Source organism: Arthrobacter sp. KUASC02 (assembly GCF_059739395.1).
Genome location: NZ_AP046053.1, coordinates 3,768,877 through 3,794,615, shown reverse-complemented (window position 1 = coordinate 3,794,615; position 25,739 = coordinate 3,768,877). Strand labels below are relative to the sequence as shown.

Here is a 25,739-nt window from a genome sequence, read left to right as displayed (position 1 = left end):
CCCCGTAAGCGAAGGAAAACACCATGAAAGCAGCACGTTTCCACGCCCGCGAAGATCTCCGGATCGAAGACGTTCCGGAGCAGGAACTGCGGCCCGGTGCCGTGAAGATCGCCGTCGCCTGGTGCGGTATCTGCGGTACGGACCTCCACGAATTCCTGGAAGGCCCCATCTTCACCCCGCCGCCCGGACACCCCCACGGGCTCTCCCACGAGGAAGCCCCGGTCACCCTGGGACATGAGTTCTCCGGAACCGTTGAGGAACTGGGCGACGGCGTTACCGGCCTGTCCGTCGGAGACAGCGTGGTGGTGGAGCCCTACTTCGTTTGTGACGAGTGCGGTCCGTGCCGGGCGGGCAACTACAACCTGTGCACCAAGCTGGGCTTCATCGGGCTTGCCGGCGGCGGCGGGGGACTCAGCGAAAAGATCGTGGTTGATACGCGCTGGGTCCACCCGGTCGGCGATATTCCGCTCGACGAAGCCGCACTCATTGAACCCCTCGCCGTGGCCTATCACGCAGTGGGCCGAAGCGACGTCGAAGCCGGGGACGTCGCCGTCGTCGGCGGTGCGGGTCCCATCGGGCTGCTCACGGCGGCGGTCCTGAAAGGGCTGGGAGTCACCACTGTGGTGACCGAACTGTCCGCCGCGCGCAAAGAAAAAGCCACGTCATCCGGCGTCGCGGATCATGTACTCGACCCCAGCGCCGTCGACGTCAAGGCACGGGTGCTGGAACTGACCGGGGGAGCAGGGGCGGACGCAGCGTTCGAATGCGCCGGTGTGAATGCGGTGCTGGACACTATGCTCGACGTCGTGAAGCCCGCAGGTGTGGTGGTCAACGTGTCCATCTGGGGACGCCCGGCCACCGTGGACATGCAGAAGATCGTCCTCAAGGAGATCGACCTGCGCGGAACGATTGCCTACCGCGGCGACCACGCGGCCGCCATCAAACTTGTCCAGGATGGAAAAGTCGACCTCAAACCCTTCATCACGGGACGGATTGCCCTGGACGATCTCGTGGACAAGGGCTTCGACACCTTGATCCACCACAACGACACGGCGGTGAAAATCATCGTGCATCCGTAGTGATCCGAGTCTCATCCGGAATAGTTGCAGGCGCCTCGCAGTTGGGCTCAGTGGACCCAATCCGCTTTGAAAGGAACTGCGCATGCTGTTTTCCCCGTTGACTCTCGGCGAGCTCGAACTGCCCAACCGCCTGGTGATGGCCCCGCTTACCCGTCTCCGCTCCGGCGAAGCGGGGGTACCCGCCCCCATCGTTGTCGAGCACTACCGCCAGCGCGCCTCGCTTGGCCTGATCGTCAGCGAAGGCACGTACCCGAGCCCTGCAGGACGCTCCTACCCGGGGCAGCCAGGCATCGTCACGCCCGAGCAGATTGCCGGCTGGAAAACGGTCACGGACGCAGTGCATGCCGAAGGCGGCCGGATCTTCGCACAGATCATGCACGGTGGCCGGGTTTCGCACGAGGACATCAACGGCGGCCACCAGGTGGTCGCGCCGAGTGCCATCGCCGTCGAGGCAGAGTCCCGCACGTACAAGGGCAAGCAGCCACACCCCGTGCCGCACGCCCTGACCACCGCTGAGCTGCCCGGCGTCCTCCAGGAAATTGTCCAGGGATCGCTGAACGCGATCGAGGCAGGGTTCGACGGCGTTGAGCTGCACTCCGCCAACGGTTACCTGCTGCACGAATTCCTTGCGCCGTCGTCGAACCAGCGCGACGACATCTATGGCGGCTCTCCCGAGAACCGGGCGCGCTTCGTCATCGAGGTTGTGCAGGCAGTGGTTGCGGCCATCGGTGCCGACCGCGTCGGCATCCGGATCTCGCCCGAGCACAACGTCCAGGGTGCCCTCGAAACGGATGCCGCGGACGTCCGCGCAACGTACTCCCGGTTGGTTGACGCCATCTCGCCGCTGAACCTGGCCTACCTGAGCATCCTGCACAAGGAGCCCGCCGGCGACCTGGTCCAGTACCTGCGTTCCCGGTTCAACGGACCCTTCCTGGTCAACACCGGCTTCGGCGTGATCACCACCCGCGAAGAGGCCATCGCACTGGTTGCCGACGGCCATGCCGACGCCGTGGTGGTGGGCCGTCCGGCCATCGCCAACCCCGACCTTGTGCGCCGCTGGCGAGAAGACCTGCCGGTCAACGAACCGAACCAGGCCACGTTCTACGCCGACGGAGCCGAAGGCTACACGGACTACCCGTTCTACGAGGAGTCCGCGAACTAGCCACTTAGGGCCCCGGGCCCTGGCATAACAGACTGGTACCACAGGCGGGCGCAACCCCTTTGCGCCCGCCTGTTGTGTTGTCCGCTGCTTTGTGACCGGCCGTGCAGGCCGCGTCGGAGGCTGGCCTATAGGATCTGAACATGCACCGTCCGTCCCAAAGCACCAGTCCCGGCAGTCGAAAAGGCAAGCCCGTGAGCCGTCAGGTGCTGGCCGACCACGTCTATGAGGAACTGCTGGAATCCCTGATGGACGGCCGGCTTGAACCGGGCGCCACCGTCAGCATTGACGGCACGGCGCGTGACCTTGACGTCTCGCCCACCCCCGTTCGCGAGGCCCTGGCCCGGCTGGAACACACCGGAATGGTCCGCCGCGTTGCCCTCAAGGGCTACCGGGTGGCGCCCGTCTTCACCCGCGAGGACTTCGCCGAGCTGATGGAAGCGCGGCTCGCCATCGAGCCGGTGAATGCCAGGCTCGCCTGCGCGCGGCTGACCCCGGAAAGCCTGGCCCAGCTGGAACAGGCAGTGACCGACCTGAAAACCGCACCGCGAGGGCCGTCCTTCGCAGAATTCCGTGACTACCTGGAAGCCGACGAGCGGTTCCATCGGCTCATCGCCGAGCAGACCGGAAACCAGTTCATGGTGGCCGCCTACGCGGCGCTGGGAGGCCAGGTGCAGCGGTTCCGGCTCTTCGGCGGCGTGGGCATCACGGATGCGGAGAACGCCATCGCCGAACATCAGGCCGTCCTTGATGCGATGGCCTCGGGAGACCCCGAGTCGGCTGCGGCTGCCATGGCCGAGCACGTGGGCAAGGTCCGCGGCCGCGCCATAGCTGACGCCCCGGAGGCCTGATCCCGGCACCCCCAACTGAGTAGCAGCAGGTGTCGTTTTGGAGCGTCAAAACGACACCTGCTGCTACCTAGTTGGGCCATAACCACCAGAAATGTGACCTTGACAACTTTGTGTCGATAGTAAATCCTATAGGAAACAGGATTCGCACAAAGGAGTGAACACCATGGCCTACACCGCCGAGAACTGGCCCATTACTGCGGCCCTGCTTCAGTTCCCGGGCACCGACGCCCAGGGAACCCACATCAACGACGCCGACGCATCGGCCTGGGCCAACGTCCTCACTGAGGTCAAGGAAGCCGGCTTCGCCCACGCGGACCTCACGGACAGCTGGGTGCGCCCCGGCGATCTCAGCACGGAGCGCCTGGCCGAGTTCAAGCAGACGGCAGACGCCGTGGGCATCGGCGTGCCGGTCATCTCCGCCATCCGCCGCAGCGTCATCGAAGAAGGCAACTGGGAAGCCAACCTTGCCTACAGCCACCGCACCATCGACGCCGCCGCCGAACTGGGCTGCGAAGTCGTCTCGTTCGGACTCCACCAGGCCATTACGCCCGAGCAGCAGAAACAGCTCTGGTTCTGGACCGTCGAAGGCTACAAGGACCCGGCCGGAAACAAGGAAGCCTGGGGCAACGCCGTCAGCCGCCTCCGCGAACTTGGCCGGCACGCAGCCGAAGTCGGCGTCCTGCTCTCACTCGAAATGTATGAGGACACCTACCTGGGCACCGCGGATTCCTCGGTGCAGCTGGTCCAGGACATCGGACTGTCCAACGTCGGCCTCAACCCGGACCTCGGCAACCTGATCCGGCTCCACCGGCCCATCGAGGACTGGCGCGAGATGGTGGCCAAGACCCTGCCGTACTCCAACTACTGGCACATGAAGAACTACATCCGGGATGAGGACGCGGCCCGCGACATGTACGTCGCCATGCCGGCGCCGATGGAAAGCGGCCTTATCAACTACCGCGAAGCCTTCAAGCTCGCGCTGTCCGTCGGGTTCCAGGGCATCCTCTGCACCGAGCACTACGGCGGCGACGGCCTCAGCGTGACGGCCAGCAACCAGGACTACCTCCGCCGCCACGTCCTCCCCAAGACGGACGGCTACGCGCTGGGCCAGAGCCAGGTGGCCCAGGGCCGGCAGCAGCCAGCCGCCGCACTCGCCGTCGTCTAAGCAGGCCGTCGCCCCAAGCAGGGCGTGAGCCCGACACCGCTTTTCCCAACACGGATTCGATGAGGAAACCATGACCCAGATCTTCGACAACCCCGCTGATTTCGCGGATGAGGCACTGGAAGGCTTTGTCGCAGCCAACCGCGGCTACGTTGCCCGCGTTGACGGCGGCGTGGTCCGCTCCACCGGGGTGCCCGCCGGGCAGGTGGCCCTGGTGGTGGGCGGCGGCTCCGGCCACTACCCGGCCTTCGCCGGCCTGGTGGGGCCGGGCCTCGCCACCGGCTCCGCCTGCGGCAACATGTTCGCGTCCCCGGCGGCCGGCCAGGTCTACCGGGTGGCCAAGGCGTCCAACGCCGGCGGCGGCGTGCTGCTGAGCTATGGCAACTACGCCGGCGACGTGCTCCACTTCGGCCAGGCCCAGCTGCGCCTCAACGCCGAAGGCATCGAAACCCGCACCGTCCTCGTCACGGACGACATTGCCAGCGCCCCGCTGGACCAGATCGAGAAACGCCGCGGCATCGCCGGCGACCTGACGGTCTTCAAGATCGCCGGCGCTGCGGCCGAAGCGGGACTGGACCTCGACGCCGTCGAACGCCTGGCCATCCGCACCAATTACCGCACCCGTTCCCTGGGCGTGGCATTCGACGGCTGCACCCTCCCGGGAGCGGACACTCCGCTGTTCCACGTGCCCGCCGGCCAGATGTCGCTGGGCCTGGGCATCCACGGCGAACCGGGCATCTCCGAACACCCCATGCCCACCGCCTCCGAACTCGCCGAGCTGCTTGTCTCCCGGCTCCTGGCGGACAAGCCCGACGACGCCGGGAACCGCGTGGTGGCCATCGTCAACGGCCTGGGCACGGTCAAATACGATGAGCTGTTCCTGCTGTTCGGCAAGATCGACAAGCTCCTCACCGCTGCGGGCCTGACCGTGGTGGAACCGGAATGCGGCGAGCTGGTCACCAGCCTGGACATGTCCGGGCTCTCCCTGACCTTGCTCTGGCTGGACGATGAACTGGAGCAGTTCTGGGCGGCTCCGGCCGACACCCCCGCTTTCCGCAAGGGCAACCTGGCCCCGCGCGCACTCCGCGAGCTGGCCGGCCCGGAAGACGCCGTGGCCGGCGAAGTGGAAAACACGACGCCCGCAGCAGCTGAGCTGGGCCTGCTGGCAGCCGCCGTGCTCGCCCAGGTGCAGGGCGTCGTCGTCGAGCATGAAGAGGAACTGGGCAACCTGGACGCCATTGCCGGCGACGGCGACCATGGCATCGGCATGCGCCGCGGCGTGGACGCGGCAGCCGCGGCAGCACAGGAAACCTCGGCAGCCGGGGCTTCGGTGGAACGCGTCCTCACCGCCGCCGGCGAAGCGTGGAGCGAACGCGCCGGCGGCACCTCCGGTGCGCTGTGGGGATCCGCGGTCATCGCTGCCGGGCTCGCCCTCGGCAACAAGGATTCGTACCGCGGAGAGGATGCGGCGGCCGCCGTCACCGCCTTCGTGGACGCCATCACCGAACTCGGCAAGGCGGAACCGGGGGACAAGACCATGGTGGACGCGCTGCTTCCCTTCCGGGACACATTCCGCACAGCGTTCGACGGCGGAGCCCCGGCACGCGGGGCGCTCGCCTCGGCAGCGGCTGCTGCAGTGAACGCAGCCGACGCCACCGCGGCGCTCCGGCCGCTCAAGGGCCGCGCGCGTCCCCTCGCCGAAAAGAGCCTGGGCCATCCCGATCCCGGCGCCGTCTCCTTCGGGCTGATCGCCACCCGGATCTCGAACTACCTCGATTCTGAACTGAATAATTCCGCCCTGACGGATTCACAACTTGCCGCGTCCGCGGCCGGAAATGGAGCACCAGCATGAGCACCACCCCGGGCACCAGCCCCAGCAACACGACTTCCGGGAGCACCGCAGGCTGGCGGATCGTCGTCGGAAACGATGAAGCCGGCGTCGAATACAAGGAAGCGCTGAAGGCCCTGCTCGAAGCCGACAGCCGCGTCGCGTCCGTGCTGGACATCGGCGTGGGCGCCAACGACTCCACCGCGTACCCGCACGTCGCCGTCGACGCCGCCCGCAAAGTGGCCGACGGCGAAGCGGACCGTGCGCTGCTGATCTGCGGCACGGGGCTGGGCGTGGCCATCGCGGCCAACAAAGTCCCCGGGATCCGTGCCGTCACGGCCCACGACGGCTACTCCGTGGAGCGCTCGGTCCTGAGCAACAACGCCCAGGTCCTCACCATGGGCCAGCGCGTCATCGGCCTGGAACTGGCCAAGAAGCTGGTGGGCGAATGGCTCGACTACCGTTTCGACGAGACCTCATCCTCCGCCGCCAAGGTGGACGCCATCTGCTCCTACGAGCCCGACTACACGAAGGCAGTCTGATCATGACCAATACAGTAAGCACCCCCAACGCGGCAGCCGTAAACAGCGCCCGGAAGATCGCCGTCGTCGGCTCCGGCTACATGGGCGGCGGGATCGCGCAGGTCCTGGCGCTCGGCGGAGCCCGCGTGGCACTCGCCGATGTGTCCGCCGAAGTAGCGCAGAGCAACTACGACCGTCTCCTGACGGAATCTGACCAGTTCGTGGCCGACGGCCTGTTCCCTGCCGGTTCCACCGAAATCCTGAAGCAGAACCTCTGGGCCGCCAAGGACATCGAGGAAGCCGTGGCCGATGCGGACTTCATTGAGGAAGCCGTCCCCGAAGTCATCGCCATCAAGCACCAGACGCTGGCCCGCATCAGCGCAGCGGCCAGGCCGGACGCCATCATCGGCTCCAACACCTCCACCATTTCCATCGCCGAACTGTCCGAGCCGGTCACCAACCCGGAGCGGTTCCTCGGCGTGCACTTCTCAAACCCCTCACCGTTCATCCCCGGCGTCGAGATCATCCCTCACGCCGGTACGTCGGCAACCACCGTCGGCGCGGTCCGCGACCTGGTGCACGCAGCTGGCAAGCAGGCCGCCGTCGTCAAGGACGTCACCGGCTTCGTTCTCAACCGCCTGCAGTACGCGCTCTTCCACGAAGCCGCGCAGCTGGTGGAGCAGGGCATTGCCACCGCGGACGACGTGGACACTCTGGTCCGCACCACCTTCGGCTTCCGGCTGCCGTTCTTCGGTCCTTTCGCGATTGCCGACATGGCCGGGCTGGACGTTTACAACTTCTGCTACAAGTCGCTCCAGACCGACTTCCCGGAGCGGTTCGCCACCCCGAAGATCCTCACGGACCTGGTGGAAGCGGGAAAGCTGGGCACCAAGACCGGCGCGGGCTTCCTCAACGTTCCGGCAGAGCGCACGCCTGAGCTGATCGCCTACCGCAATAAGGCCTACGTGGCCATGCAGCAGCTGCTCGAAGACCTCGGCCCCGCGCCCATCAACTAACTCCGCCCCTTTACTTCACCCAGGAGCCACCCACATGAGCATCTTCCCCGCAGAACGCACGGCAATCGTCACAGGAGCCGTCTCCGAGCGCGGTATCGGCCGGGCCACTGTCAACTACCTGGCCGCGCAGGGCTGGAACATCGGCATCATCGACCTTGACGACGCACTCTGCAAAGCCATCGCCAAGGAACTCGCAGCCCAGTACGGCGTGCAGGCCCACGGCGTCGGCGCCAACGTCGGCGATGAGGCATCGGTCCGCAGCGCGATCGACGAGATCGAAGCCGAACTGCCGCAAATAGTGGCCCTCGCCAATGTGGCCGGGGTCAGTTCACCCGTTCCGTATCTGGAACTGGACGCGGCCGAATGGGACCGCGTCCTGAACATCAACCTCAACGGCGTCCACTACGCCACCCGCCACGTAGCCGAGTCCATGGTGAAGAACCGGATCGGGCGCATCGTGAACATCTCCTCCGTGTCGGCCCAGCGCGGCGGCGGCACCTTCTCCAAGACGCCCTACTCGGTGGCGAAGGCCGGCGTGATCGGGCTGACCCGCTCCACTGCCCGGGAACTGGGGGAGTACGACATCACAGTCAACGCGATCTCCCCGGGCCCGATCGACACCGACATCATGGGCGGCACGCTCAGCCAGGAACGCAAGGACGAACTCACCAAGGACCTCGTCGTCAACCGGGTCGGGTCCACCCGCGACATCGCAGCAGCCATCGCCTTCCTCATCAGCGAGGACGCCGGCTACATCTCCGGCCAGACGCTGAATGTGGATGGCGGACTCTACATGCACTAGGGAAGGCCAGCCATGGCACAGCACAGCAACCCCGCAGGACTGACCGCAAAAGCACGGCCGGCAACGCCACGGCCCGCAACGGGGCTCAGGTCCTGGAGCCGCGGACGCCAGATCTACCTCGCCGTGGGCATCCTCGCCTGCCTCGCCGGGATCATGATCATCGCGTTCTCCCGCTAGGACCCGAAGTACCCCCTTCGTTCGCAACTGATTTACTCAAAGAGGAGTTTTGATGTCCCTAACAGCAACGTCCACGAAGGAGCTCCTGGATTCGCCGGTCCTCAAATCGGCGATTTCCAAAGCTTCGTTCCGGCTCATGCCCATGCTCGTCATCCTGTACATCGTGGCCTTCCTGGACCGCACCAACGTGGGTTTCGCCGAAGCGGCGCTCGGTGTGGACCGCGGAGTCACGGCCGGGGCCTACGCCCTTGGCGCCGGCATTTTCTTCATCGGCTACGCCCTGTTCGAAATCCCCAGCAACCTGCTCCTGACCAAGTTCGGCGCCAAAGTGTGGCTGGCCCGCATCGCCATCACCTGGGGCATCGTGTCCGCGTGCTTCGCCTTCGTCCAGGGCGAGACGTCCTTCATCATCCTGCGCTTCCTGCTCGGCGTGACTGAGGCAGGCCTGTTCCCGGGCGTCATCATGTTCCTGGCGGCCTGGTTCCCGAACAAGGTGCGTGTGAAGATGTTCGCCATCTTCTACCTCGCCCAGCCGTTCTCCCAGATGATGGGCGCCCCGCTGTCCGGCTGGCTGATCAACATCGGCGACCAGGTCCCCGGCGTGGCCGGCTGGCAGGTCATGTTCTTCGTCGAAGGCATGCTTGCAGTCGTGGCCGGCATCGCCGCGTACTTCTTCCTGATCAACAGCCCCCAGGACGCAAAGTTCCTGAACCCCGGGGAGAAGAAGGCGCTGCTGGATGTCATGGCCCTGGAGGATACCGTCAAGGAAGAAACCGGTCCCCGCGGCGTGCTCGCGGCCATGAAGAACCGCAAGGTCTGGTACTTCACCGTCATCTACTTCTGCCTCCAGGTGGCGGTCTACGGCGTGACGTTCTACCTGCCGCAGCAGGTGGCCCAGCTGACCGGCCAGAAGGTGGGATTCGCCGTCGGCCTGCTGGCGGCCATCCCGTGGTTCTTCGGCATCTTCGCCTGCTACTTCATCGGCAAAGCCGCCAACACCATCGTCCGCCGCCGGGTGTGGGGCACGGGGCTGTTCATCTCCACCGGCCTCTGCATCTTCGGCTCGGCCTGGGCTGGCGCCAACCATATCCCGGCACTGGGCATCATCTTCATCACGCTGGCGGTGTGCAGCTTCCTGTCGATCGGGCCCATCGCCTGGTCCTACCCGACGGCGTTCCTCACCGGCACGGCGGCGGCTGCGGGTATCGGCCTGATCAACTCCCTGGGCAACCTGGGCGGCTTCGTGGCCCCGATCCTGCGCACCACGGTGAACCAGGTGACGGCGTCCGACACCGGAACGATGGGTGTTTACGCCCTGGGTGTGCTGCCGTTCCTGGCGGCCGCGATGATGTTCGCGACCAAGCGGTTCCAGAACAAGGCAGACGAACTGCTTGAGAAGTAGCAACAGCTTGGAAAGTAAAAACAGCTGCGTGACGTATGTCGGGGTCAGCACCAAGATGTACCTGGGTTACCGGGACAGCCTGGAATGGCTCGAGCGCCTGCGGTACGAAGTGGACTCCCGTCCGGCCCTCGCGGCCGGGCGGGTTGTCCCGTTTGTGATCCCGTCCTTCCCGGTGCTCCCTGCGGCCGCCGCCATGGTGGAGGGCTCGCCGTTGCTCCTCGGCGCGCAGAACTGCAGCTGGGCGGACGGCCCGTGGACCGGTGAAGTGGCCCCGTCGATGCTCGCCGAGCTGGGCGTCCGGCTGGTGGAGATCGGCCATGCCGAGCGCCGTGCGCACTTCGGCGAAAACGACGCCGTGGCGGCGCTCAAGGTCCGGGCAGCGGACGACGCCGGGCTGACGCCGCTGCTGTGCGTTGGCGAAGACTCCGCCGCTGCTGCCGGTGATGCGGCCGATCATGTGTTCCGTCAGATCGAGGCTGCCGTCGGGGGCGACTGGGCGCTGGCGTCGCGCATCGTCATTGCCTACGAACCGGTCTGGGCCATCGGTGCCGCCGAGCCCGCGGACGCGGGCTACGTGTCCGACGTCGTGAATCACCTCCGTGGCCTGCTCGCCCGGCCCGGGCTTGAGGGACTTCCGGTCATTTACGGCGGTTCGGCTAAACCCGGCCTGCTTCCCAGGCTGGGCGGCGTTTCCGGACTGTTCCTGGGCCGGTTCGCACACGACGCCGCGAACTTCGGCAGGGTACTGGATGAGGCCTTGCTCCCTGCGTCCTAGTTTGTGGCGGACCGCCGCCTAGCTGGTAGCCGACCGCTGGCACAATCCAATGAAACCGCCCAGCTGTTCGAGCCCTTCCGGATGGGTGGGCAAGTAGTTGGTCAGTTCCGGTGCCCGCACCACCACGGCGCGCCATTTGCCGCGGGATACCGCCACGTTGATCCGGTTCCGGGAGAGCAGGAATTCCATCCCGCGCGGAGCCTCGGCCACCGCAGAGCAGGCCATGGACACTATCACTACGGCAGCTTCCTGGCCCTGGAATTTGTCCACGGTGCCCACTCGGACCGCGGTGTGGCCGGCCGCGTCGAGGGCGTCCCTGATCAGGTTCACTTGGGCGTTGTAAGCCGCCACCACCAGGATGTCTTCCTGCCCCAACGGGCGGCCGCCGGATTCATCGTGCCACACCAGGCCAAGGTGCCTCTCCACCTGATGAACCACTTCAGCTGCTTCCTCCGGGGAGGATGTGATGTTGCCGCCGTGCGGGACCATCACGGTTTCGATTCCGGCAGGAACGCCCTCCAGGCTCCGCAGGTCCGCCGCGTGTGCTGAGCGCAGCCTGCCCTCGTAGGAGAGCTCCGAAACGGCTTCGCACAGGGGGGACGCCATCCGCCACGAGTCGGCCAGGAAATACCCCAGCTCCGGCGGAAGCGTGGCACGGCCCGCGGAGATCCAGCCGAGCGCGGATTCGTTGACCGGCTCCGGGTGGGTGCCCTGGCTGACCTGGGGGAGCTGCTGCGGGTCGCCGAGCAGCAGCAGCCGCGGGCTCGCCTGGGCAACAGCGAGGGTATTCGCAAGGGAGAACTGCCCGGCCTCATCGATCACCAGAAGATCGAGTGAGCCGGCGGGAACCGTGGAGCCGGTCATGGTCCAGGCGGTGCCGCCCACCAGCGCGCCGCCCGGCGAACTGAGCAGCCGTTCAACGTCTGCGGCGTCCCGGTGGTGCCACGGCAGGGCACCGTCGTGTTTCACGTCCTTGGCGACACGGCGCGGGTCCACTCCGGCTTTTGCCACGGCAGTGCAGAGCAGGTTCTCCACCACTGCGTGTGACTGGGCAACCACGCCCACTTTCCAGCCGCGGGCCACAAGCCGCGCGATGACGTGCGAGCCGACGTGCGTTTTGCCGGTGCCAGGCGGCCCCTGGACCGCGAGGTACGAATGGTCGAGCGCCTCCACCGCGGAAGTGATGGCGTCAATGAAGCGGTCCGGTCCGCCAGCGGGTGCGGGGAGAGGGCCGCCTGTCACCAGCCGCGGCGGAACCCGGCGCACCAGGTCCAACGCCGGGTGCTTCCGGAAGATTGGTCTGCCCGGCGCCCCGGCCTTTGACGGTGCGGCCTTTGGTTTTGCCCCGGCCTTTGGCGGTGCGCCTGCTAGACCCGCGGCGTCTGCCGAGCTGTCCGGAAGGCCCGCAGCGACCTGGTCCGCCAGCAGGGCCAGCGCTTCCTCCAGGCTCTTGGTGGCGACGGGCTGGTCTTCGGTCAGGGCGATGGGCAGGCTGTTGTGCGGTTCGATTTTCCGGTGCAGCCTGTCCCGGATCACCACGGTGTCCCGCCCGTCTTCGTGACCGATCTCCAGGACCTCCGTCCCGAACCATCCGTTGCGCCCCGACCCGTCGCTGCCCGTGCCCTCAAGCCCTGCCGGCAACGGACGGTCGTACATCCGGAACCACTTGCTGCCCTCGCGGAGGTCCGAGCCGGCGGTCATGTTTCCGGTCAGCTGCACCCTGCGTTCCGGGAGCCTGGTGCCCACCTTGTGCCAGTCATCGAGGATCCGGGCTTCCTCCACGAGGAAGACGTTACGGTCCTGCTGGTGGGTGTCGGGGCCGTTTTCGCAGCGGTCAAAGTGTGCCCACCAAAATGCCTTGCGCTCGCGGCGGTGGTAGCTCACGGCCGCATCCACCATGGCGACAGCCTGAATATCGGAATCGGGGCCGCTGACCCCACCCTCTGCGGCGCGTAAGTCACCCCCTGCGGTGTGTGACTCCGCCGCCCGGGCGAGGAACGCCCGGATGGCCAGTTCAGAACGCCGAACCGCGGCACCGTCGTCGGACTCAGATGCCGCCCGCCCTAAATTTCCGGAGCGCCGCGTGCTTCCGGGTGCCCCATCGTTTCCGGCAGGCCCGGCGTTTCCCGGGGCCGGGCGGATTCCCCGCTCGGCGGCACGCCCCAGCAGCCAGTCGCGGAGCTCCAGCGTGGAGAGGCAATCGTATTGGTTGTAGTCGGAGATCCCGGCGAGGATGGCCGCGGCGTCCTCGGACAATCCGGCGTCGCGCGCTTCGCAATAATCGGCGTATGCCACCACGGACGCGCCGGCGTCCTTCACCTCCCCGGAGCGGAGGTTGCTGCCCATGTAGAGCGGCTCGAGTTTCTTGATGCTGTACGAGTTCTCGGAGATGCGGATGCTGTTCCGCACGGTCTGGTACAGGTCCACGAGGAGTCCGTCCCGCAGCCAGTTGTCCACCACGTCCTCACCGGCGACGTGCATCACCGACAGTTTGCGGAGCGCCGTCTTCTCGTAGGCGGCGTAGTGGTAGACGTGCATGTCCGGGTAGTGGCGCCGCCTGTCTTCCACATAATCCAGGAAATCGAGGAAGGCCTGCTTCTCGGCGGCGCGGTTGTGGGCCCAGAAGGGCTTGAACACGGTACTGCGATCCGGTTCCAGCGGCGCTTCGATAACTCCGAACAGGTACTCGAGCCCCCAGACGCCGGTGGCGCTGTCCTGCCACAGCGGATCCCCTTCGAAGTCGAAAAAGATGTCGCCGGGGCTCGGCGGGGGCAGTTCCGCCAGCGTGTTCTCCGGGATCACCCGGTAGCTGATGCTGTGCTGTTGGCCGTCCTTGACGTAAGTTACGGAACCGTCTGCCGTGCCGGTGTTGCTTTGCATCCTGGCCTGGTCCTGCATCCGCAGCAGGGAGGGGCTGGCGCCGGGCAGCGCGGCATCGGCCAGCTGCTTGACCGTGAAGATACCTTCCGCGTGGAGCTTTTTCCGCTGCGCCGAGTTCATCCGAGCGACCTGGAGGAGGTCGTCCGTCGCTTTGACCTGTTCCTGGCAGTAATCGCACCTGCCGCAGGCAACGACGCCGGATGCACCCCAGCTGACGGCGTCGGGCTGGTTGCGGTGGCCGGTGGTCAGCGCAAGAAACCTGTCCCGGCGCTCGCGGAACACCGGGAGGATGTCGGCGAGCTTGTGGCTGCTACGGACGTAGTCGAAGCCGCCTCCCGCAGTTTCCACGGTGGCACCAAGGATGAGGGTGACCGCGGGGTCCGGCGTGATTCCGGCGTGCAGCAGCTGGTCGCCGTACGCTGCAAGCTGGAGCAACGCGGTCACCTTGGCATGGCGGGCCAGTTTGGTGTCGTACACGGCGTAGCTGCCGTCATCCTGTTTGACCAGGAAGTCGGAGCGGCCGTGGAAGCGGCCGTCGAAGAAGGCGGCCTGGAAGACGACGTCCGCCCCGGCCCGCAGCGCATCGATGGATTCGGCATGCTTGGCCTGCAGGGTGGCGCGGTCCATTGCGGTGGCGGCTGCGACGTCGTACACACCGCGGCCGGTGGCGGGATCCCACGGGCCGAACTCATCAAGGAACCTGTCCAGGACCTTGTGCTCGTGAACGTCACCAAGCTTCGCCGTGCGGGCCAGCATCTCGTCGGGCTCGAATTCGGCTTTGGGGCACCTGCCCAGTTTTTCATCGAGTTTTCGCAGCAACTGGTACTCGCACGTGGCCGCGGTCACCAGATCGCTCGCGGAGAAGACCAGATCCCGTGCCAGATCCGGTACTTCCGGTTCAAGAAGAAACACTGCGCCTCGTTGCTGTAGATGTTGCGGTGCCGGTTGTTGTGAGTTGCCGCTGATGCCTTATTGCCAAGCTACCAAAGGGCCCTGACAATTTGGCTTGGGCTCTCCCTGCCGGCTCTGCCGCTGCGCGCCAGCCTCTGGCCCGGGCAGGTGCGGTCGGCGTAAAGTCTGAGGAACATGACTGAACAGCAGCCTTTTGACGTCGTCCAACGGTTTCCGGATTTTGAAGTGCGCCGTTACCCGGCGCACGCCGTCGCCGAAGTAAAGGTGAACGCGACGTTCGACAGTGCGGGCAACGCCGCCTTTCGGCTTCTATTCGGGTACATCAGCGGTAACAACACCGCACGCGAGTCCGTGTCCATGACCGCCCCGGTCCTGCAAAGTCCCGCGCCGTCCCGGAAACTGGCAATGACGGCGCCCGTGGTCCAGAGCGGTGCCCCCGGCGACAGCGAATTCGTTGTTGCGTTCGTTCTTCCCGCCAGCATCACCGCGGCAACAGCTCCCGTTCCGAACAATCCACAAGTGGAAATCCGGGCCGTACCCGGCTCGGTGGCTGCCGTTCTGGGATTCTCCGGCCGGGGGACCGAAGCTGCGTTCGAGAAGCGGAACAGTGTCCTGCAGGAAGCCCTGGCCCAGGCCGGCCTCAGGCCAGTCGGAACGCCGCGGTTCGCACGCTTCGACCCGCCTTTCAAACCCTGGTTCCTCAGGAAGAATGAAGTGGTCCAGGATATCGAGGAGTCGGCGGGACTTGCCGGCCAGAGGGAAGGGGCCTCATGAACGGTCAGCCCAGTGAGTACGCCGCCTACAACGAAGACGCGTTCGAAGCTGCAGTCCGGGCAGCGCAGAAGAGCCTTAGTGAAGGCGGCATCCCCATCGGCGCCGCCCTGGCGAGGGGCAACGAAGTGATCGCCAGCGGTCATAACGAGCGCGTGCAGCACGGCGATCCGATTGCACACGGCGAGATGTCCGCACTCCGCGCAGCAGGGCGCCAGCGGAGCTACCGGGACACAACCCTCTACACCACGCTTGCCCCGTGCGCCATGTGCACCGGAACGATCATCCAGTTCAAGATCCCGCGGGTTGTGGTGGGCGAGGCGCGCACCTTCCCGGGCGAATTCGAGCTGCTCCGTTCGCGCGGCGTGGAAGTGCTGGTGCTGGACGACCAGCGCAGCTTCGACATGATGCGCAGCTTCCAGCAGGATCACCCGGAGCTGTGGGCGGAGGACATCGCCGAGGACGCGCTGCCGGAACCGGCCTAGGGCCTGTAACTCTCAAGGTGGCGGAGAAATGGACCGAAATCACGCAGCGCTGAGGGCAGTGAAGGCATTCCACACGCTGGCCTGGTTCCTGATTGAAGCCTGCATGGTCTACCTCCTCTATGCCGGCGTCCGCGGGCAGACGGACAAGCGTTCCGGGGTGGCCGCGTGCGTCGTGGCCGGTGAAACGATGATCTTTGCCGCCAACGGCTTCCACTGCCCGCTGACCGCCGTGGCCAAAAACCTGGGAGACGAGACGGGGTCGGTGACTGACATTTACCTGCCCAAATGGTTCGCGAGGAACCTCCCGGCGATCCACGTTCCGTTGCTCTTGCTGGCGGTGGCGCTGCACCGCCGGAACATCATCGCCGCGCGGGCACGCAAACAGGCCGCGCTCCTGACCGGGCGGCCCGCCCGGTAACCAAGCAGCCCGGTAACCAAGCCCGTTGGTAACCAATCCCGCCGGCTACAGGAACGCCTCGCGGCCGGTCCCTTCCCGCAGCAGGAGTTTGCCGTTCTCGATGGACACAAGGAGGCTCTTGGGCCTGCCGCTGAGCTTGACGCCCCCGGACAAGCCCCGGCTGGTGACATCGACGCCGATGGTGGCACCGCGCGCCGGAACCTCGATCGCGACCTCTTCGGCGATGCCAAGCAGCGGATTCGTGGAAAGTTCGGTGTCACGCCTGGCCTGCTTGCCGTTGACGAAAACAGTGACGTTGTCCTCCTCAAAGCCGCCCTGAAGGATGATGAGCAACTCCTGCATCGTGGACCGCCTCCGTAGATCGTCGGGCTCCCCCAACTGCCACTACATCACTTCTTTTCGCCTGTGGATAGCCCCAGTTTTGGCTGTCGCGGGGAGGGCACAGAGAGGACACAGCGGCACAGTGTCGGTCCGGTAAGGCAAAATGATCTGGGTGAACCACATCCCGCGGCGCCCGTCCCCTTCCCCGGCCACAACACCGGCCAGCCCGGCCGCCACCATGTCTGCCGACTCTACTGCCGGGCACATCGCAGCCCAGATTGCCGGTGAGCTGGGGGTCAAGGCTTGGCAGGTCAAGGCCGCGGTGGAACTGCTCGACGGCGGCTCGACCGTTCCCTTCATCGCCCGGTACCGCAAGGAAGCCACCGGGACGCTGGACGACACCCAGCTCCGCGACCTCGAGGAGCGGCTCCGGTACCTCCGCGAACTGGAGGACCGCCGTCGGACCGTCCTGGAAGCGATCGCCGCCCAAGGCAAGCTGACACCGGAACTGCAGGCCGCCGTCGTCGGCGCCGACACCAAATCCCGGTTGGAAGACATCTACCTTCCCTTCAAAACCAAGCGGCGGACCAAGGCCCAGATCGCCCGTGAGGCGGGGCTCGAGCCCCTCGCGGATGCCCTTCTCAAGCGCCCGGAACTGCACCCGGAGCGCGAGGCCGCCAAGTACTTGAACCCTGAACATTCCATCGAGGACGCCGCAGCAGCGCTGGCGGGTGCCCGGGCCATCCTCGTTGAGCGGGTGGCCCAGGACCCTGATCTCGCCGCGACCCTCCGCGAACGGCTCTGGACCCAGGGCCGCATGGTGTCGCGGGTGAAGAAGGGCCAGGAGGCCGAGGGGCAGAAGTTCAAGGACTACTTCGAGTTTTCGCAGGCGCCGTCGGGGATGCCGTCGCACCGGGTCCTGGCGTTGCTCCGCGGGGAAAAGGACGGGGTGCTGGAGCTGGATCTCGCGGAGGCGGAGCCGTCCGACGACGACGCCCTGGCCGCCGCCCGCGGCCGGTATGAATCCGCTGTGGCCAGGTTCCTCGGGGTTGCGGACCGCGGCCGGCCCGCCGATGAGTGGCTGCTGCAGACCGCGCAGGTGGCGTGGCGCTCACGGGTGCTGGCCCGGCTGACGGCCGACCTGAGGGGAAAGATGTTCGCCGCGGCCGAGGACGAAGCCGTGCGGGTTTTCGCCGCCAACCTCCGCGACGTGCTGCTCGCCGCGCCGGCCGGCAACCGGGCAACGCTTGGATTGGACCCGGGGCTGCGCACCGGCGTGAAGGTGGCGGTGGTGGACGGAACCGGCAAGGTGGTGGCCACCGACACGGTCTACCCGCATGCCCCGGCGCGCAAGTGGGACGAAGCCCTGGCCACGCTGGTCCGGCTGGCGCGCCAGCACGCCGTGGAACTCGTGGCGATCGGCAACGGGACGGCGTCCCGCGAGACCGACAAGCTTGCCCTCGAACTGATCAAGAAGCTGTCCGCGTCCGGAGCCGCGGGGCCGGAAAAGCTGGTGGTGTCCGAAGCCGGCGCGTCGGTGTATTCGGCGTCGGCCCTTGCTGCGGCGGAGCTGCCCGGCATGGACGTCTCCCTGCGCGGGGCGGTCTCCATCGCCCGGCGGCTGCAGGATCCGCTGGCCGAGCTGGTGAAGATCGAGCCGAAGTCGATCGGCGTCGGGCAGTACCAGCACGACGTCACGGCGGCGAAGCTGGACCGCAGCCTGGATGCCGTGGTGGAGGACTGCGTGAATGCCGTGGGCGTGGACGTCAACACGGCGTCGCCTGCGCTGCTGAGCCGTGTGGCCGGCGTCGGGCCGCTGCTGAGCGAGAACATCGTGGCGTACCGGAACGAGCACGGACCGTTCGCCAAGCGCAGCGATCTGAAGAAGGTACCGCGGCTGGGGGCCAAGGCGTTCGAGCAGTGCGCCGGGTTCCTCCGGATCACCGGGGGAGCGGAGCCGCTGGACGCTTCAAGCGTGCACCCGGAAGCTTATCCGGTGGCGCGGAAGATCCTGGCGGCCGCCGGCGGCGGGAAGTCCGCTACCGGGAAGTCAGCTGCCGGGCAGGCAGCCCTTGGCGGGTCAGGTACCGGCAGCCTCGCCTCCCTCAACGCGCAGGATTTCGTGGAAGGCGCCTTCGGACTGCCCACGGTGCAGGACATCATGGCCGAACTGGAAAAGCCGGGCCGGGACCCGCGGCCGGCCTTCGCTGCGGCAAAGTTCTCGGAGGGGATCGAGAAGATCTCCGATCTCCGGCCGGGCATGATCCTGGAGGGAACTGTCACCAACGTGGCCGCATTCGGGGCGTTCGTGGACGTCGGGGTGCACCAGGACGGACTGGTGCACGTGTCAGCACTGGCCAACCGCTTCGTGTCCGATCCGCGCGAAGTGGTGAAGTCAGGACAGGTGGTGCGGGTGAAGGTCCTCGAAGCCGATCCGGAGCGGAAGCGCATTTCGCTCACGCTGAGGCTCGACGATGAACCGGTACCTGCCAGTGGGCGGGCGGCTGCCGGCGGCCGGCAGGGCAACAGTGAACCGCGGCAGGGGAACGACGCCCGTCCGCCGAGCAACGACCGCCAGCCGCGGAGCAACGACCGCCAGCCCCGGAGAGACGGCGCCGACGCCAAGCGGACGCCGCCAAAGCCCGCGCCAGTCAACACGGCCATGGCAGAGGCGCTGCGGAAGGCGGGCGTGGGCAAGTAGCCGGCAATCCGCCGTCGCGGTTCATCCGTCCCACCGCAGACGGCCGTGGCTACAGTGGTCCCCATGACCTTTACCCGGCCTGAGCCGTTCACCACGCGCCCCACCCTGCAGGGTACCTTCGGGATGTCCGCCTCGACGCACTGGCTTGCGACGGCGGCTGCCCAGGCGGTGCTGGAACGTGGCGGGAACGCGTTCGACGCCGCCACCGCCGGGGCGTTTGTACTCCACGTCGTAGAGCCGCACCTGAACGGTCCGGGCGGTGACATGACCGCGGTGTTTGTCACCGCTGCGGAACCGGGTAAACCGGTGGTCCTGATGGGGCAGGGCCCCGCCCCGGCGGGAGCGACGCCCGAACACTATCGTTCGGAGGGCCTGGAACTGGTGCCCGGTTCGGGCGCCCTGGCCGCAGCCGTGCCTGCCGCCGTCGACGCCTGGCTGCTTCTGCTGCGCGACCACGGGACCTGGGAGCTGCCGGCGGTGCTGGAGTTCGCGATCGGCTACGCGCGCGACGGCCATCCGGTGCTGGGACGAGTGGGCGCAACAATTGCGGCGGTTTCCGAACTGTTCCGGGAACATTGGCCCACGTCGGCCGAACTGTGGATGCCGGGGGGACGAATCCCTTCTGAAGGGGAACTGGTCCGCAATCCGGTCTACGCGCAGACCCTTGAACGGCTGGTGGAGGCGGGGGCGGCAGAGCCCGCCCGTGAGGCACGCATCGACGCCGCACGCCATGAATGGCGCGCGGGTTTCGTCGCGGCAGCGATGGTGCAGTCCGTGCAGATCCCGCACCGGCATTCGTCCGGCACCGACCATCGGGGCGTGATGGCACTGAGTGACCTGGCGGACTTCGAGGCAGGCTACGAGGCCGCTGCGACTTGTGAATTCCGCGGGTACACCGTCGCCAAGACAGGTCCGTGGGGCCAAGGGCCGGCGCTGCTGCAGACCCTCGCGATCCTGGACGGATTCGCGGACGAGTACCTCGACCCGTCCACCGAACTCGGCGCGCACACCATCTTGGAGGCCGAGAAGCTGGCGCTCGCGGACCGGGAGGCGTACTACGGCGACACTGAGGTTCCGCTCGACTACCTGCTGTCCGCCGAGTACGCCGGGGAGCGCAGGCAGTTGATCTCGGAGCGTGCGTCGCATGAGTTCCGGCCCGGCCGGGTTCCCGGACGAGACCCGTTTACCCCGCCGCTCCGGACGGAGTACGTGCCGCCGGCACTTGCGAACGACGACGACGGGACTCGCGTTGGCGGGCACGGTGTCGGCCCGGGAGTGGGGGAGCCGACCGTGCTCGCCACCGGCGAGACACGCGGTGACACCTGCCACCTGGACGTGGTGGACCGCTGGGGAAATATGATTTCGGCGACTCCGTCAGGCGGGTGGCTGCAGTCCTCCCCGGCGATTCCCGAGTTGGGTTTCTGCCTGGGAACGCGGTTGCAGATGACCTGGCTTGAACCCGGGACGCCGTCGACGCTCACGCCCGGGAAGCGGCCGCGCACCACGCTGACGCCGACCCTGGTGCTGCGGAACGGCAGAGCTGTCACTGCGCTGGGCTCGCCCGGCGGCGACCAGCAGGACCAGTGGCAGCTGCCGTACCTGCTGAGGACCATCGTCGGGGGCTACTCCCCGCAACAGGCCATCGACGCGCCGACGTTCCATACGACGTCGATGCCGGGGTCGTTCTGGCCCCGCACCTGGGAACCGGGCGGCGCCGTCGTCGAGGACAGGCTGGGTGAGGACGTCATTGCGGGCCTGGAACGCCGTGGCCACCGGATCACGCGGGCCGGCGACTGGACGCTGGGACGGCTGTCCGCCGTCGTACGCGATCCACTGACGGGAGTCCTGCAGGCCGCAGCGAACCCCCGCGGCGCGCAGGGCTACGCGGCGGGGCGGTAGCCGCCAGGGTGGCCGATCCTGCGGCTGCCGTGGTTCAGCCCCGGCTGACGATATCCACCGAAATCTCCACCGCCGGAACGGTTCCCCTGTTCTCGAGCCAGTGGGTGGTGTTCCGGTCCTCGGGCCATCCCACTCCCGGCCCGTAGTCCGTGGCGACCCCGTTTCGATGGTCGGTGATGGTGCCCTGCAGGATGTACACGGTGCCGGGCCGGCCCACGTGGTCATGAACCGGGCCGAAGACTCCGCCGGGATCGATGGTCACCTTACGCGTTCGAAGTTGGCGCCCCTCCATGCCGTCGATCTCTCCATCAAGGTCAACCGTTGCAAGGACCTCCACGGTGACGCCTTTCGTCTCAGGTGCCACTCGATCGTTGCTCATTGTGCTCCCATCCTTGTGCGTCCATACCTAATGCTGGTGGTCCAAACCAGCGTGCGCCCTAAGACACACCGAAGTAACGGGGGTCCCTCTGCAACCGGCTCCATCAGGCCGCTCAGCGTCAGGCTGAACGCAGGGTTTTGAAGTAGGTGTTTCGTCGCGGCACTTCGGCCGTACGCGAGGCCGCAGAAGTTGCCTGAGCACTCGCCGCGCAGAGAAGCGCGAACGGACACTTGCGGCCCCAGGCCCCAGGCTCCAGCCCCGACCCCCGCCGCCCGGCCATCCCCTATGCCCGCAGCACCCGCGGCTTGCCGAACTGGGTCCGGACGCCGGGGGAGAACAACACGGACTCGGGTGGCCCCGCCACCTCGAGGCCGGCCGCGCTGATCAGCCCGTCCTCAAGCACCGTCAGCTCAGCGCGGTACAGCGGCCAGGCTGTGTGTGTATTGGGGATGTACAGCGTGCGGCCGCGGAAGCGGGAGTGCAGCCCGAATCTCGCTGTGAGATGGATGGATAGCGGATCCGCGGCCACGTCGTCGAGCGCCGGAACAACCGCAAAGTCGCTCGTCGCCCCGCGGCGGTACCGGCGCACCGAATAGCCAGTTGACGGGTCTTCTGGACCGCCCCGGCGGAAGCGCGCGTGCGACCAGACATAGGGAATCCCGGCGGCGCGTGCGGCCAGCACTACAGCCAGCCGGTCCGCGTCCAGGCTCAGGAAGACGACGCCGCGGGTGCCGTCAGGTTCCCTCGAATAGAGCCGGACGTTGATCTCGTTGAAATCCCCGAAGAACGGCACCCCCGGGCCTCGGCCGATACCCGCCTGCTGCATGCGGAAGCCGATCAGCCCCACCCACGCTGATCCGTCGAATTCGTCCGGCACCACCCCGGGCGGCATGAACGCTGCAGCCGCCCCAACGGGGATGCGCCAGTGCAGGAACACTGCATCCGTCCACCGCTGGTCCATGATCACGGGAGAGGGCAGCTCCGGCGGCTCCGGCCAGGGGTCACGGAATTCCACGGCGGACAAGAGCTTCAGCCGTCCGTGGATGAGCTCGACGAGCCTGCGGAGGCCGCAGCACCCGCGGGCTGTTTCTGCCAGGGCCAGCGGCCCGTGATTTCGAGCTCCAGAGAGAAGCTCAGGAAGGTCCGGATGAGCACGATGATCGCCAGCACGCCCACACTCTCGAAGGTAGGCGTCACGGCCACCGTGCGGATGATGTCCGCCGCCACCAGGAGTTCGAGCCCCAGCAGGATGGAGCGGCCCAGCAACTGCCGGTAGGAACGGTAGACGGAGAGCGGTTCGGAGCCTTCCGGCAGGCGCTTCGGCTGGAAGCCGCGTAATGCCATGGGGATGGAGACGACGGCGCCGATCACCATGACGGCGACGCCGGCAAAGTCCATGAACCTGCCGACCGATTCGATGATGTGCTGGAAATCCACTGTTCCCCCTACGAGGTCTCGGACACGATCAGGGATTCGGAACCACATAAGTGCGGCTGCATCACGGGTGCCTCACGCCCTCGCCGGCGAGGATGGCCCGGTACCCTTCACGGAAGGTGGGGTACGCAAATTCGAACCCGGTGCTGCGGAGCAGTGCGTTGCTGCACCGTTTGTTCCCGCCCCGGGAAGGCTCGCCCCCGCCGGAACCAGCCGAAACGCCCGACGGCGGCAGCGGCAGTCCCAGCTCGTCGGCCAGGAAACGCTGGACCTCGCCGAGCTCCGCGGGATCGTTGTCCACGCCGAGGTAGACGGGAGCGGGCTCGGCGGCCATGGTGCACAGGTGCACGATCGCCGCGGCAGCGTCGTCCCGGTGGATGCGGTTGGTGTAGCGGGGTTCCGCCGGCGCTGTGGCCGCCGTTCCCGAGCGCACCTGATCGATCAGCCGTGTCCGCCCCGGCCCGTAAATGCCTCCCAGCCGCAGAACCACGGGAGAGATTCCGGTGCCGAGCAGCCGCTGGCGCAGCAGATCCTCCGCCTCGCGGATGATGCGGCCGGAGAATCCGCCGGGTTCCGGCGTCGTGCGTTCATCCACCCAGCCGCCTCCGGCGTCGCCGTACACGGCGGTGGACGAGACGAACAACACGCGCCGAAGCCGCGACGGTGACGCCGCGCCGTCGCGCTTCCGGTCGAGGTCCAGTGCGTCCAGGACGTTCGACAGCCCGTCCACGTAGGCGGCCCGGTAGGCCGCCTCCGTGGGGGAGTCAGCCGCGACGGCGACGACGACGGCGGTGGTGTCCGCCGGGATGGGCGGCAGCGGCGGTGTGGTCAGGTCAGCCCGGGCACCCTCGATGGCGGCCGGAAGCTTGTCGGGCGAGCGGCGCCAGCCCACCACGCGGTGTCCGGCCGCCGCGAAACGCAGCCCGGCCTCGGTACCAAGATCGCCGCAACCGGCCAAAAGAACAGTCATACCGGCCAGTCTGCCAGAGCGGCGCCGAAGGCTTAGCTACCGACGCTTGCCTACGGCGCCGGAACGGGGAAGAACAGCCGCGGGTCCTGCAGCAGGGCGGGGTAGTCGAACGACGAACGTTCCACGACCTCAGTGACCTGGAAGTTCCGGGCGAAGCGGCCGTCCACCGTAATGGGACGTCCCTGCACCTTGCCCAGAGCAAACGTGGCGCCGCCATTGAACGGGACCGCGAGGGCCGTATTGCCGGGCAGCGTGCGGAAGGCTTCTTCCTGCTGCTGGCGCTTCTTCGTGGGCTTCTTCACGAGCTGCTTCGGGGGCCGCTTCTTGGGGTTCTTGGCGGGGCGGCGGGAGGTGTCGTCCGCGTAGACGAATTCGTAGTCGTCAGCCTGGGCGGCGGCCTTGGCGGCACGGCCAACCTCGGGCAGGCTGACGACGTCCAGCTTTTGAGGGTCGGTGTCGCCCACGTTGGCCCGCAGGATCCAGAGCCGGTCGCCTACAGGATCTTCCGGGAGGAACTCGTGCCGGGGTTCGGGCCAGACATACTCCAGGTCCGCCGGCGTTCCGGGGAACAGTTCGCTATAGAAGCGGGGTTCCTTCTGCAGCAGCCGGGAGCGGTGGCTGAGGTGAACGTCCGGCTCGCCGAGCCATGGCGGCATGGGGATCTTGGCCGCGTAGGCAGCGTGGTCCGCCTGCGGCGCGAATTCAAGGATCTTGGCGCGGGTGGTGTCTTCGCCGCCGCGGGCGATCCACTCGTCGGCCATTGCCAGGCCGTACATGGTCAGCGCGGGGACGTAGCCCATCCACATGCGGATGGCCGGGTGCGATTGCCAGCCGTACTCCGGGATCACCAGCGCACGCAGTGTTTGCAGCGCCTCGACACGCTGCTTGCCGAGCCGGACGCGGTCCAGGACCGCGGCGCTCTGCTGGAAATCTGGATAGGGAAGGAAAGTCTGCATCCTTCAAGTGTGGAGGTGCCGGGGTCCCAGACCAAATGCCGACGACGGCGGCGCACCGCCCCCGCGCCGGCCGTTGACCGGGTAGGCTGTCAGCGGCTGGCGGGAAGTGCGGCGTAGTCTACTGGACCGTATGGTGAGACGACGGAGACAACACGGTCACAATTTGACTAAGATGACCGCAATCAAAACACCCCTCAGCCACCCTCCGGAAGATACGAAATGACACTTACCCAAGCAGTTCCGTTCACGCCGAAGTTCGGACAAATGCTGAGCCCGGAAGCCAACGGCATCCTGGTGCTTGATGAATTCACGCTGGACCCGGAAGCGGCCCGCAAGGAGCAGCACGGTTTCCGCGCCGCCCTTGGTTCTGTGGCACTCACCCTCCGCCGCATCGTTGCCCTCCGCCTGTTCATTGCGGTGGTGGCCATCGCCAACCTTCCGCTGTTCCTCCTCTCCACCGGCTGGTGGATTTACGCAGTGTCCCTGACCGTTGTGGTGGCAGTGCACGCGGCCGTTTCGTGGCTGAACAGCCATGAACCGAAGGTCCGCCAGCGGCACTCGCTGGAACTGCACCTGCACCGGGAACGCAGCGACAACTACCGCAAGGTGCGCGACGCCGTGAAGTTCGTGATCGATTCGCCGGCGCGCATGAACGAGCACCTGTACCTGGAACTCCTGGCCGCCAAGCGGGTTGCCCTGCACCTGCACATCGGCACCGTGGCCGTCTTGGACACCAGCGACGACTCTGCCTGGAAAGTCCGGATCGTCCGCGAACTGCCGCAGACGGCATTTACGCAGGCCGCCTAGAAAGCAGCAGGAACCAACCAACTTAAGAAACAAC

General features: G+C 66.9%; 24 protein-coding genes. 17 read left to right on the top strand and 7 right to left on the bottom strand.

The features are described 5' to 3' along the window. Positions 1-23: 23 nt before the first annotated feature. From AC6JAC_RS17420 to AC6JAC_RS17370, 11 genes are all read left to right on the top strand, one after another. Positions 24-1,079, top strand: coding sequence for a 2,3-butanediol dehydrogenase (locus AC6JAC_RS17420; RefSeq protein ID WP_497965758.1), 1,056 nt, complete (start codon positions 24-26; stop codon positions 1,077-1,079). 82 nt (positions 1,080-1,161) lie between these two features. Continuing rightward, positions 1,162-2,241, top strand: a complete 1,080-nt coding sequence (locus AC6JAC_RS17415) for an alkene reductase (protein ID WP_028272093.1) — start codon at positions 1,162-1,164, stop codon at positions 2,239-2,241. A 140-nt stretch (positions 2,242-2,381) separates the two neighbouring features. After that, positions 2,382-3,089, top strand: coding sequence for a GntR family transcriptional regulator (locus AC6JAC_RS17410; protein ID WP_497965756.1), 708 nt, complete (start codon positions 2,382-2,384; stop codon positions 3,087-3,089). A gap of 163 nt (positions 3,090-3,252) precedes the next feature. Then, the gene (locus AC6JAC_RS17405) at positions 3,253-4,254 is read left to right on the top strand and encodes a sugar phosphate isomerase/epimerase family protein (protein WP_497965754.1); all 1,002 of its coding nucleotides are present in this window, start codon (positions 3,253-3,255) and stop codon (positions 4,252-4,254) included. A 70-nt stretch (positions 4,255-4,324) separates the two neighbouring features. Further along, the gene (dhaL, locus tag AC6JAC_RS17400) at positions 4,325-6,103 is read left to right on the top strand and encodes a dihydroxyacetone kinase subunit DhaL (RefSeq protein ID WP_497965752.1); all 1,779 of its coding nucleotides are present in this window, start codon (positions 4,325-4,327) and stop codon (positions 6,101-6,103) included. Then, on the top strand, positions 6,100-6,621 hold the full coding sequence (locus AC6JAC_RS17395) for a ribose-5-phosphate isomerase (protein ID WP_347898410.1): 522 nt from the start codon (positions 6,100-6,102) through the stop codon (positions 6,619-6,621). The genes dhaL and AC6JAC_RS17395 overlap by 4 nt, the downstream gene beginning before the upstream one ends. A 2-nt stretch (positions 6,622-6,623) precedes the next feature. After that, positions 6,624-7,616: a 3-hydroxyacyl-CoA dehydrogenase family protein gene (locus AC6JAC_RS17390; RefSeq protein ID WP_497965750.1), complete on the top strand. Its 993-nt coding sequence runs from the start codon at positions 6,624-6,626 to the stop codon at positions 7,614-7,616. A gap of 34 nt (positions 7,617-7,650) precedes the next feature. Then, positions 7,651-8,418, top strand: a complete 768-nt coding sequence (locus AC6JAC_RS17385; RefSeq protein WP_497965748.1) for an SDR family NAD(P)-dependent oxidoreductase — start codon at positions 7,651-7,653, stop codon at positions 8,416-8,418. Between the two features lie 12 nt (positions 8,419-8,430). Further along, positions 8,431-8,595 carry a hypothetical protein gene (locus AC6JAC_RS17380; protein ID WP_497965746.1) on the top strand — a complete coding sequence of 55 codons (165 nt, stop codon included), beginning with the start codon at positions 8,431-8,433 and terminating at the stop codon, positions 8,593-8,595. A gap of 52 nt (positions 8,596-8,647) precedes the next feature. Next, positions 8,648-9,997: an MFS transporter gene (locus tag AC6JAC_RS17375; protein WP_028272100.1), complete on the top strand. Its 1,350-nt coding sequence runs from the start codon at positions 8,648-8,650 to the stop codon at positions 9,995-9,997. A gap of 28 nt (positions 9,998-10,025) precedes the next feature. Next, positions 10,026-10,772, top strand: a complete 747-nt coding sequence (locus AC6JAC_RS17370; protein ID WP_454697751.1) for a triose-phosphate isomerase family protein — start codon at positions 10,026-10,028, stop codon at positions 10,770-10,772. Between the two features lie 18 nt (positions 10,773-10,790). Here the strand turns inward: AC6JAC_RS17370 and AC6JAC_RS17365 are convergent, their stop codons facing one another. After that, positions 10,791-14,564: a TM0106 family RecB-like putative nuclease gene (locus AC6JAC_RS17365; RefSeq protein ID WP_497965744.1), complete on the bottom strand. Its 3,774-nt coding sequence runs from the start codon at positions 14,562-14,564 to the stop codon at positions 10,791-10,793. Between the two features lie 174 nt (positions 14,565-14,738). Here AC6JAC_RS17365 and AC6JAC_RS17360 point away from each other — a divergent pair, with 174 nt between their 5' ends. The 3 genes from AC6JAC_RS17360 to AC6JAC_RS17350 are packed head-to-tail and all read left to right on the top strand — an operon-like array spanning position 14,739 to position 16,238. After that, positions 14,739-15,338, top strand: coding sequence for an SOUL family heme-binding protein (locus AC6JAC_RS17360; protein ID WP_454697753.1), 600 nt, complete (start codon positions 14,739-14,741; stop codon positions 15,336-15,338). Beyond that, complete coding sequence (locus AC6JAC_RS17355; RefSeq protein ID WP_028272104.1) at positions 15,335-15,820, top strand: nucleoside deaminase; 486 nt, start codon at positions 15,335-15,337, stop codon at positions 15,818-15,820. The genes AC6JAC_RS17360 and AC6JAC_RS17355 overlap by 4 nt, the downstream gene beginning before the upstream one ends. A gap of 28 nt (positions 15,821-15,848) precedes the next feature. Next, complete coding sequence (locus tag AC6JAC_RS17350) at positions 15,849-16,238, top strand: hypothetical protein (RefSeq protein WP_028272105.1); 390 nt, start codon at positions 15,849-15,851, stop codon at positions 16,236-16,238. A 45-nt stretch (positions 16,239-16,283) separates the two neighbouring features. Here AC6JAC_RS17350 and AC6JAC_RS17345 read toward each other — a convergent pair whose 3' ends face one another. After that, positions 16,284-16,580, bottom strand: coding sequence for a hypothetical protein (locus tag AC6JAC_RS17345; RefSeq protein WP_028272106.1), 297 nt, complete (start codon positions 16,578-16,580; stop codon positions 16,284-16,286). A gap of 217 nt (positions 16,581-16,797) precedes the next feature. Here AC6JAC_RS17345 and AC6JAC_RS17340 point away from each other — a divergent pair, with 217 nt between their 5' ends. Then, on the top strand, positions 16,798-19,260 hold the full coding sequence (locus tag AC6JAC_RS17340; RefSeq protein WP_497966856.1) for a Tex family protein: 2,463 nt from the start codon (positions 16,798-16,800) through the stop codon (positions 19,258-19,260). 63 nt (positions 19,261-19,323) lie between these two features. Beyond that, positions 19,324-21,159, top strand: coding sequence for a gamma-glutamyltransferase family protein (locus tag AC6JAC_RS17335; protein ID WP_497965741.1), 1,836 nt, complete (start codon positions 19,324-19,326; stop codon positions 21,157-21,159). Positions 21,160-21,193: 34 nt separating this feature from the next. Here the strand turns inward: AC6JAC_RS17335 and AC6JAC_RS17330 are convergent, their stop codons facing one another. The 5 genes from AC6JAC_RS17330 to AC6JAC_RS17310 all read right to left on the bottom strand — a co-directional run bounded on the left by AC6JAC_RS17330 (position 21,194) and on the right by AC6JAC_RS17310 (position 24,898). Further along, positions 21,194-21,538 (bottom strand): cupin domain-containing protein, encoded by a 345-nt coding sequence (locus AC6JAC_RS17330; protein WP_028272109.1) that lies wholly within the window; start codon positions 21,536-21,538, stop codon positions 21,194-21,196. A 283-nt stretch (positions 21,539-21,821) separates the two neighbouring features. Beyond that, positions 21,822-22,499: a YqjF family protein gene (locus AC6JAC_RS17325; RefSeq protein ID WP_028272110.1), complete on the bottom strand. Its 678-nt coding sequence runs from the start codon at positions 22,497-22,499 to the stop codon at positions 21,822-21,824. Between the two features lie 68 nt (positions 22,500-22,567). Continuing rightward, entirely contained in the window at positions 22,568-22,975 is a 408-nt protein-coding gene (locus AC6JAC_RS17320) for a DUF1622 domain-containing protein (protein ID WP_028272111.1), read from the bottom strand. Positions 22,976-23,036: 61 nt separating this feature from the next. Further along, the gene (locus tag AC6JAC_RS17315; protein ID WP_497965739.1) at positions 23,037-23,942 is read right to left on the bottom strand and encodes an NAD-dependent epimerase/dehydratase family protein; all 906 of its coding nucleotides are present in this window, start codon (positions 23,940-23,942) and stop codon (positions 23,037-23,039) included. A gap of 50 nt (positions 23,943-23,992) precedes the next feature. Beyond that, the gene (locus tag AC6JAC_RS17310; protein WP_497965737.1) at positions 23,993-24,898 is read right to left on the bottom strand and encodes an MSMEG_6728 family protein; all 906 of its coding nucleotides are present in this window, start codon (positions 24,896-24,898) and stop codon (positions 23,993-23,995) included. Positions 24,899-25,117: 219 nt separating this feature from the next. On the opposite strand from AC6JAC_RS17310, the gene AC6JAC_RS17305 reads away from it, so the two are divergent. Then, positions 25,118-25,705 (top strand): hypothetical protein, encoded by a 588-nt coding sequence (locus AC6JAC_RS17305; RefSeq protein WP_454697768.1) that lies wholly within the window; start codon positions 25,118-25,120, stop codon positions 25,703-25,705. The last annotated feature ends 34 nt before the right edge of the window (positions 25,706-25,739 follow it).

Excerpts from the sequence above, each read along its gene's own strand:
- AC6JAC_RS17420 (WP_497965758.1), top strand. The coding sequence starts at position 24 with ATGAAAGCAGCACGTTTCCACGCCCGCGAAGATCTCCGGATCGAAGAC.
- AC6JAC_RS17415 (WP_028272093.1), top strand. The coding sequence starts at position 1,162 with ATGCTGTTTTCCCCGTTGACTCTCGGCGAGCTCGAACTGCCCAACCGC.
- AC6JAC_RS17410 (WP_497965756.1), top strand. The coding sequence starts at position 2,382 with ATGCACCGTCCGTCCCAAAGCACCAGTCCCGGCAGTCGAAAAGGCAAG.
- AC6JAC_RS17405 (WP_497965754.1), top strand. The coding sequence starts at position 3,253 with ATGGCCTACACCGCCGAGAACTGGCCCATTACTGCGGCCCTGCTTCAG.
- dhaL (WP_497965752.1), top strand. The coding sequence starts at position 4,325 with ATGACCCAGATCTTCGACAACCCCGCTGATTTCGCGGATGAGGCACTG.
- AC6JAC_RS17395 (WP_347898410.1), top strand. The coding sequence starts at position 6,100 with ATGAGCACCACCCCGGGCACCAGCCCCAGCAACACGACTTCCGGGAGC.
- AC6JAC_RS17390 (WP_497965750.1), top strand. The coding sequence starts at position 6,624 with ATGACCAATACAGTAAGCACCCCCAACGCGGCAGCCGTAAACAGCGCC.
- AC6JAC_RS17385 (WP_497965748.1), top strand. The coding sequence starts at position 7,651 with ATGAGCATCTTCCCCGCAGAACGCACGGCAATCGTCACAGGAGCCGTC.
- AC6JAC_RS17380 (WP_497965746.1), top strand. The coding sequence starts at position 8,431 with ATGGCACAGCACAGCAACCCCGCAGGACTGACCGCAAAAGCACGGCCG.
- AC6JAC_RS17375 (WP_028272100.1), top strand. The coding sequence starts at position 8,648 with ATGTCCCTAACAGCAACGTCCACGAAGGAGCTCCTGGATTCGCCGGTC.
- AC6JAC_RS17360 (WP_454697753.1), top strand. The coding sequence starts at position 14,739 with ATGACTGAACAGCAGCCTTTTGACGTCGTCCAACGGTTTCCGGATTTT.
- AC6JAC_RS17355 (WP_028272104.1), top strand. The coding sequence starts at position 15,335 with ATGAACGGTCAGCCCAGTGAGTACGCCGCCTACAACGAAGACGCGTTC.
- AC6JAC_RS17350 (WP_028272105.1), top strand. The coding sequence starts at position 15,849 with ATGGACCGAAATCACGCAGCGCTGAGGGCAGTGAAGGCATTCCACACG.
- AC6JAC_RS17345 (WP_028272106.1), bottom strand. The coding sequence starts at position 16,580 with ATGCAGGAGTTGCTCATCATCCTTCAGGGCGGCTTTGAGGAGGACAAC.
- AC6JAC_RS17340 (WP_497966856.1), top strand. The coding sequence starts at position 16,798 with ATGTCTGCCGACTCTACTGCCGGGCACATCGCAGCCCAGATTGCCGGT.
- AC6JAC_RS17335 (WP_497965741.1), top strand. The coding sequence starts at position 19,324 with ATGACCTTTACCCGGCCTGAGCCGTTCACCACGCGCCCCACCCTGCAG.
- AC6JAC_RS17330 (WP_028272109.1), bottom strand. The coding sequence starts at position 21,538 with ATGAGCAACGATCGAGTGGCACCTGAGACGAAAGGCGTCACCGTGGAG.
- AC6JAC_RS17325 (WP_028272110.1), bottom strand. The coding sequence starts at position 22,499 with ATGGACCAGCGGTGGACGGATGCAGTGTTCCTGCACTGGCGCATCCCC.
- AC6JAC_RS17315 (WP_497965739.1), bottom strand. The coding sequence starts at position 23,942 with ATGACTGTTCTTTTGGCCGGTTGCGGCGATCTTGGTACCGAGGCCGGG.
- AC6JAC_RS17310 (WP_497965737.1), bottom strand. The coding sequence starts at position 24,898 with ATGCAGACTTTCCTTCCCTATCCAGATTTCCAGCAGAGCGCCGCGGTC.
- AC6JAC_RS17305 (WP_454697768.1), top strand. The coding sequence starts at position 25,118 with ATGACACTTACCCAAGCAGTTCCGTTCACGCCGAAGTTCGGACAAATG.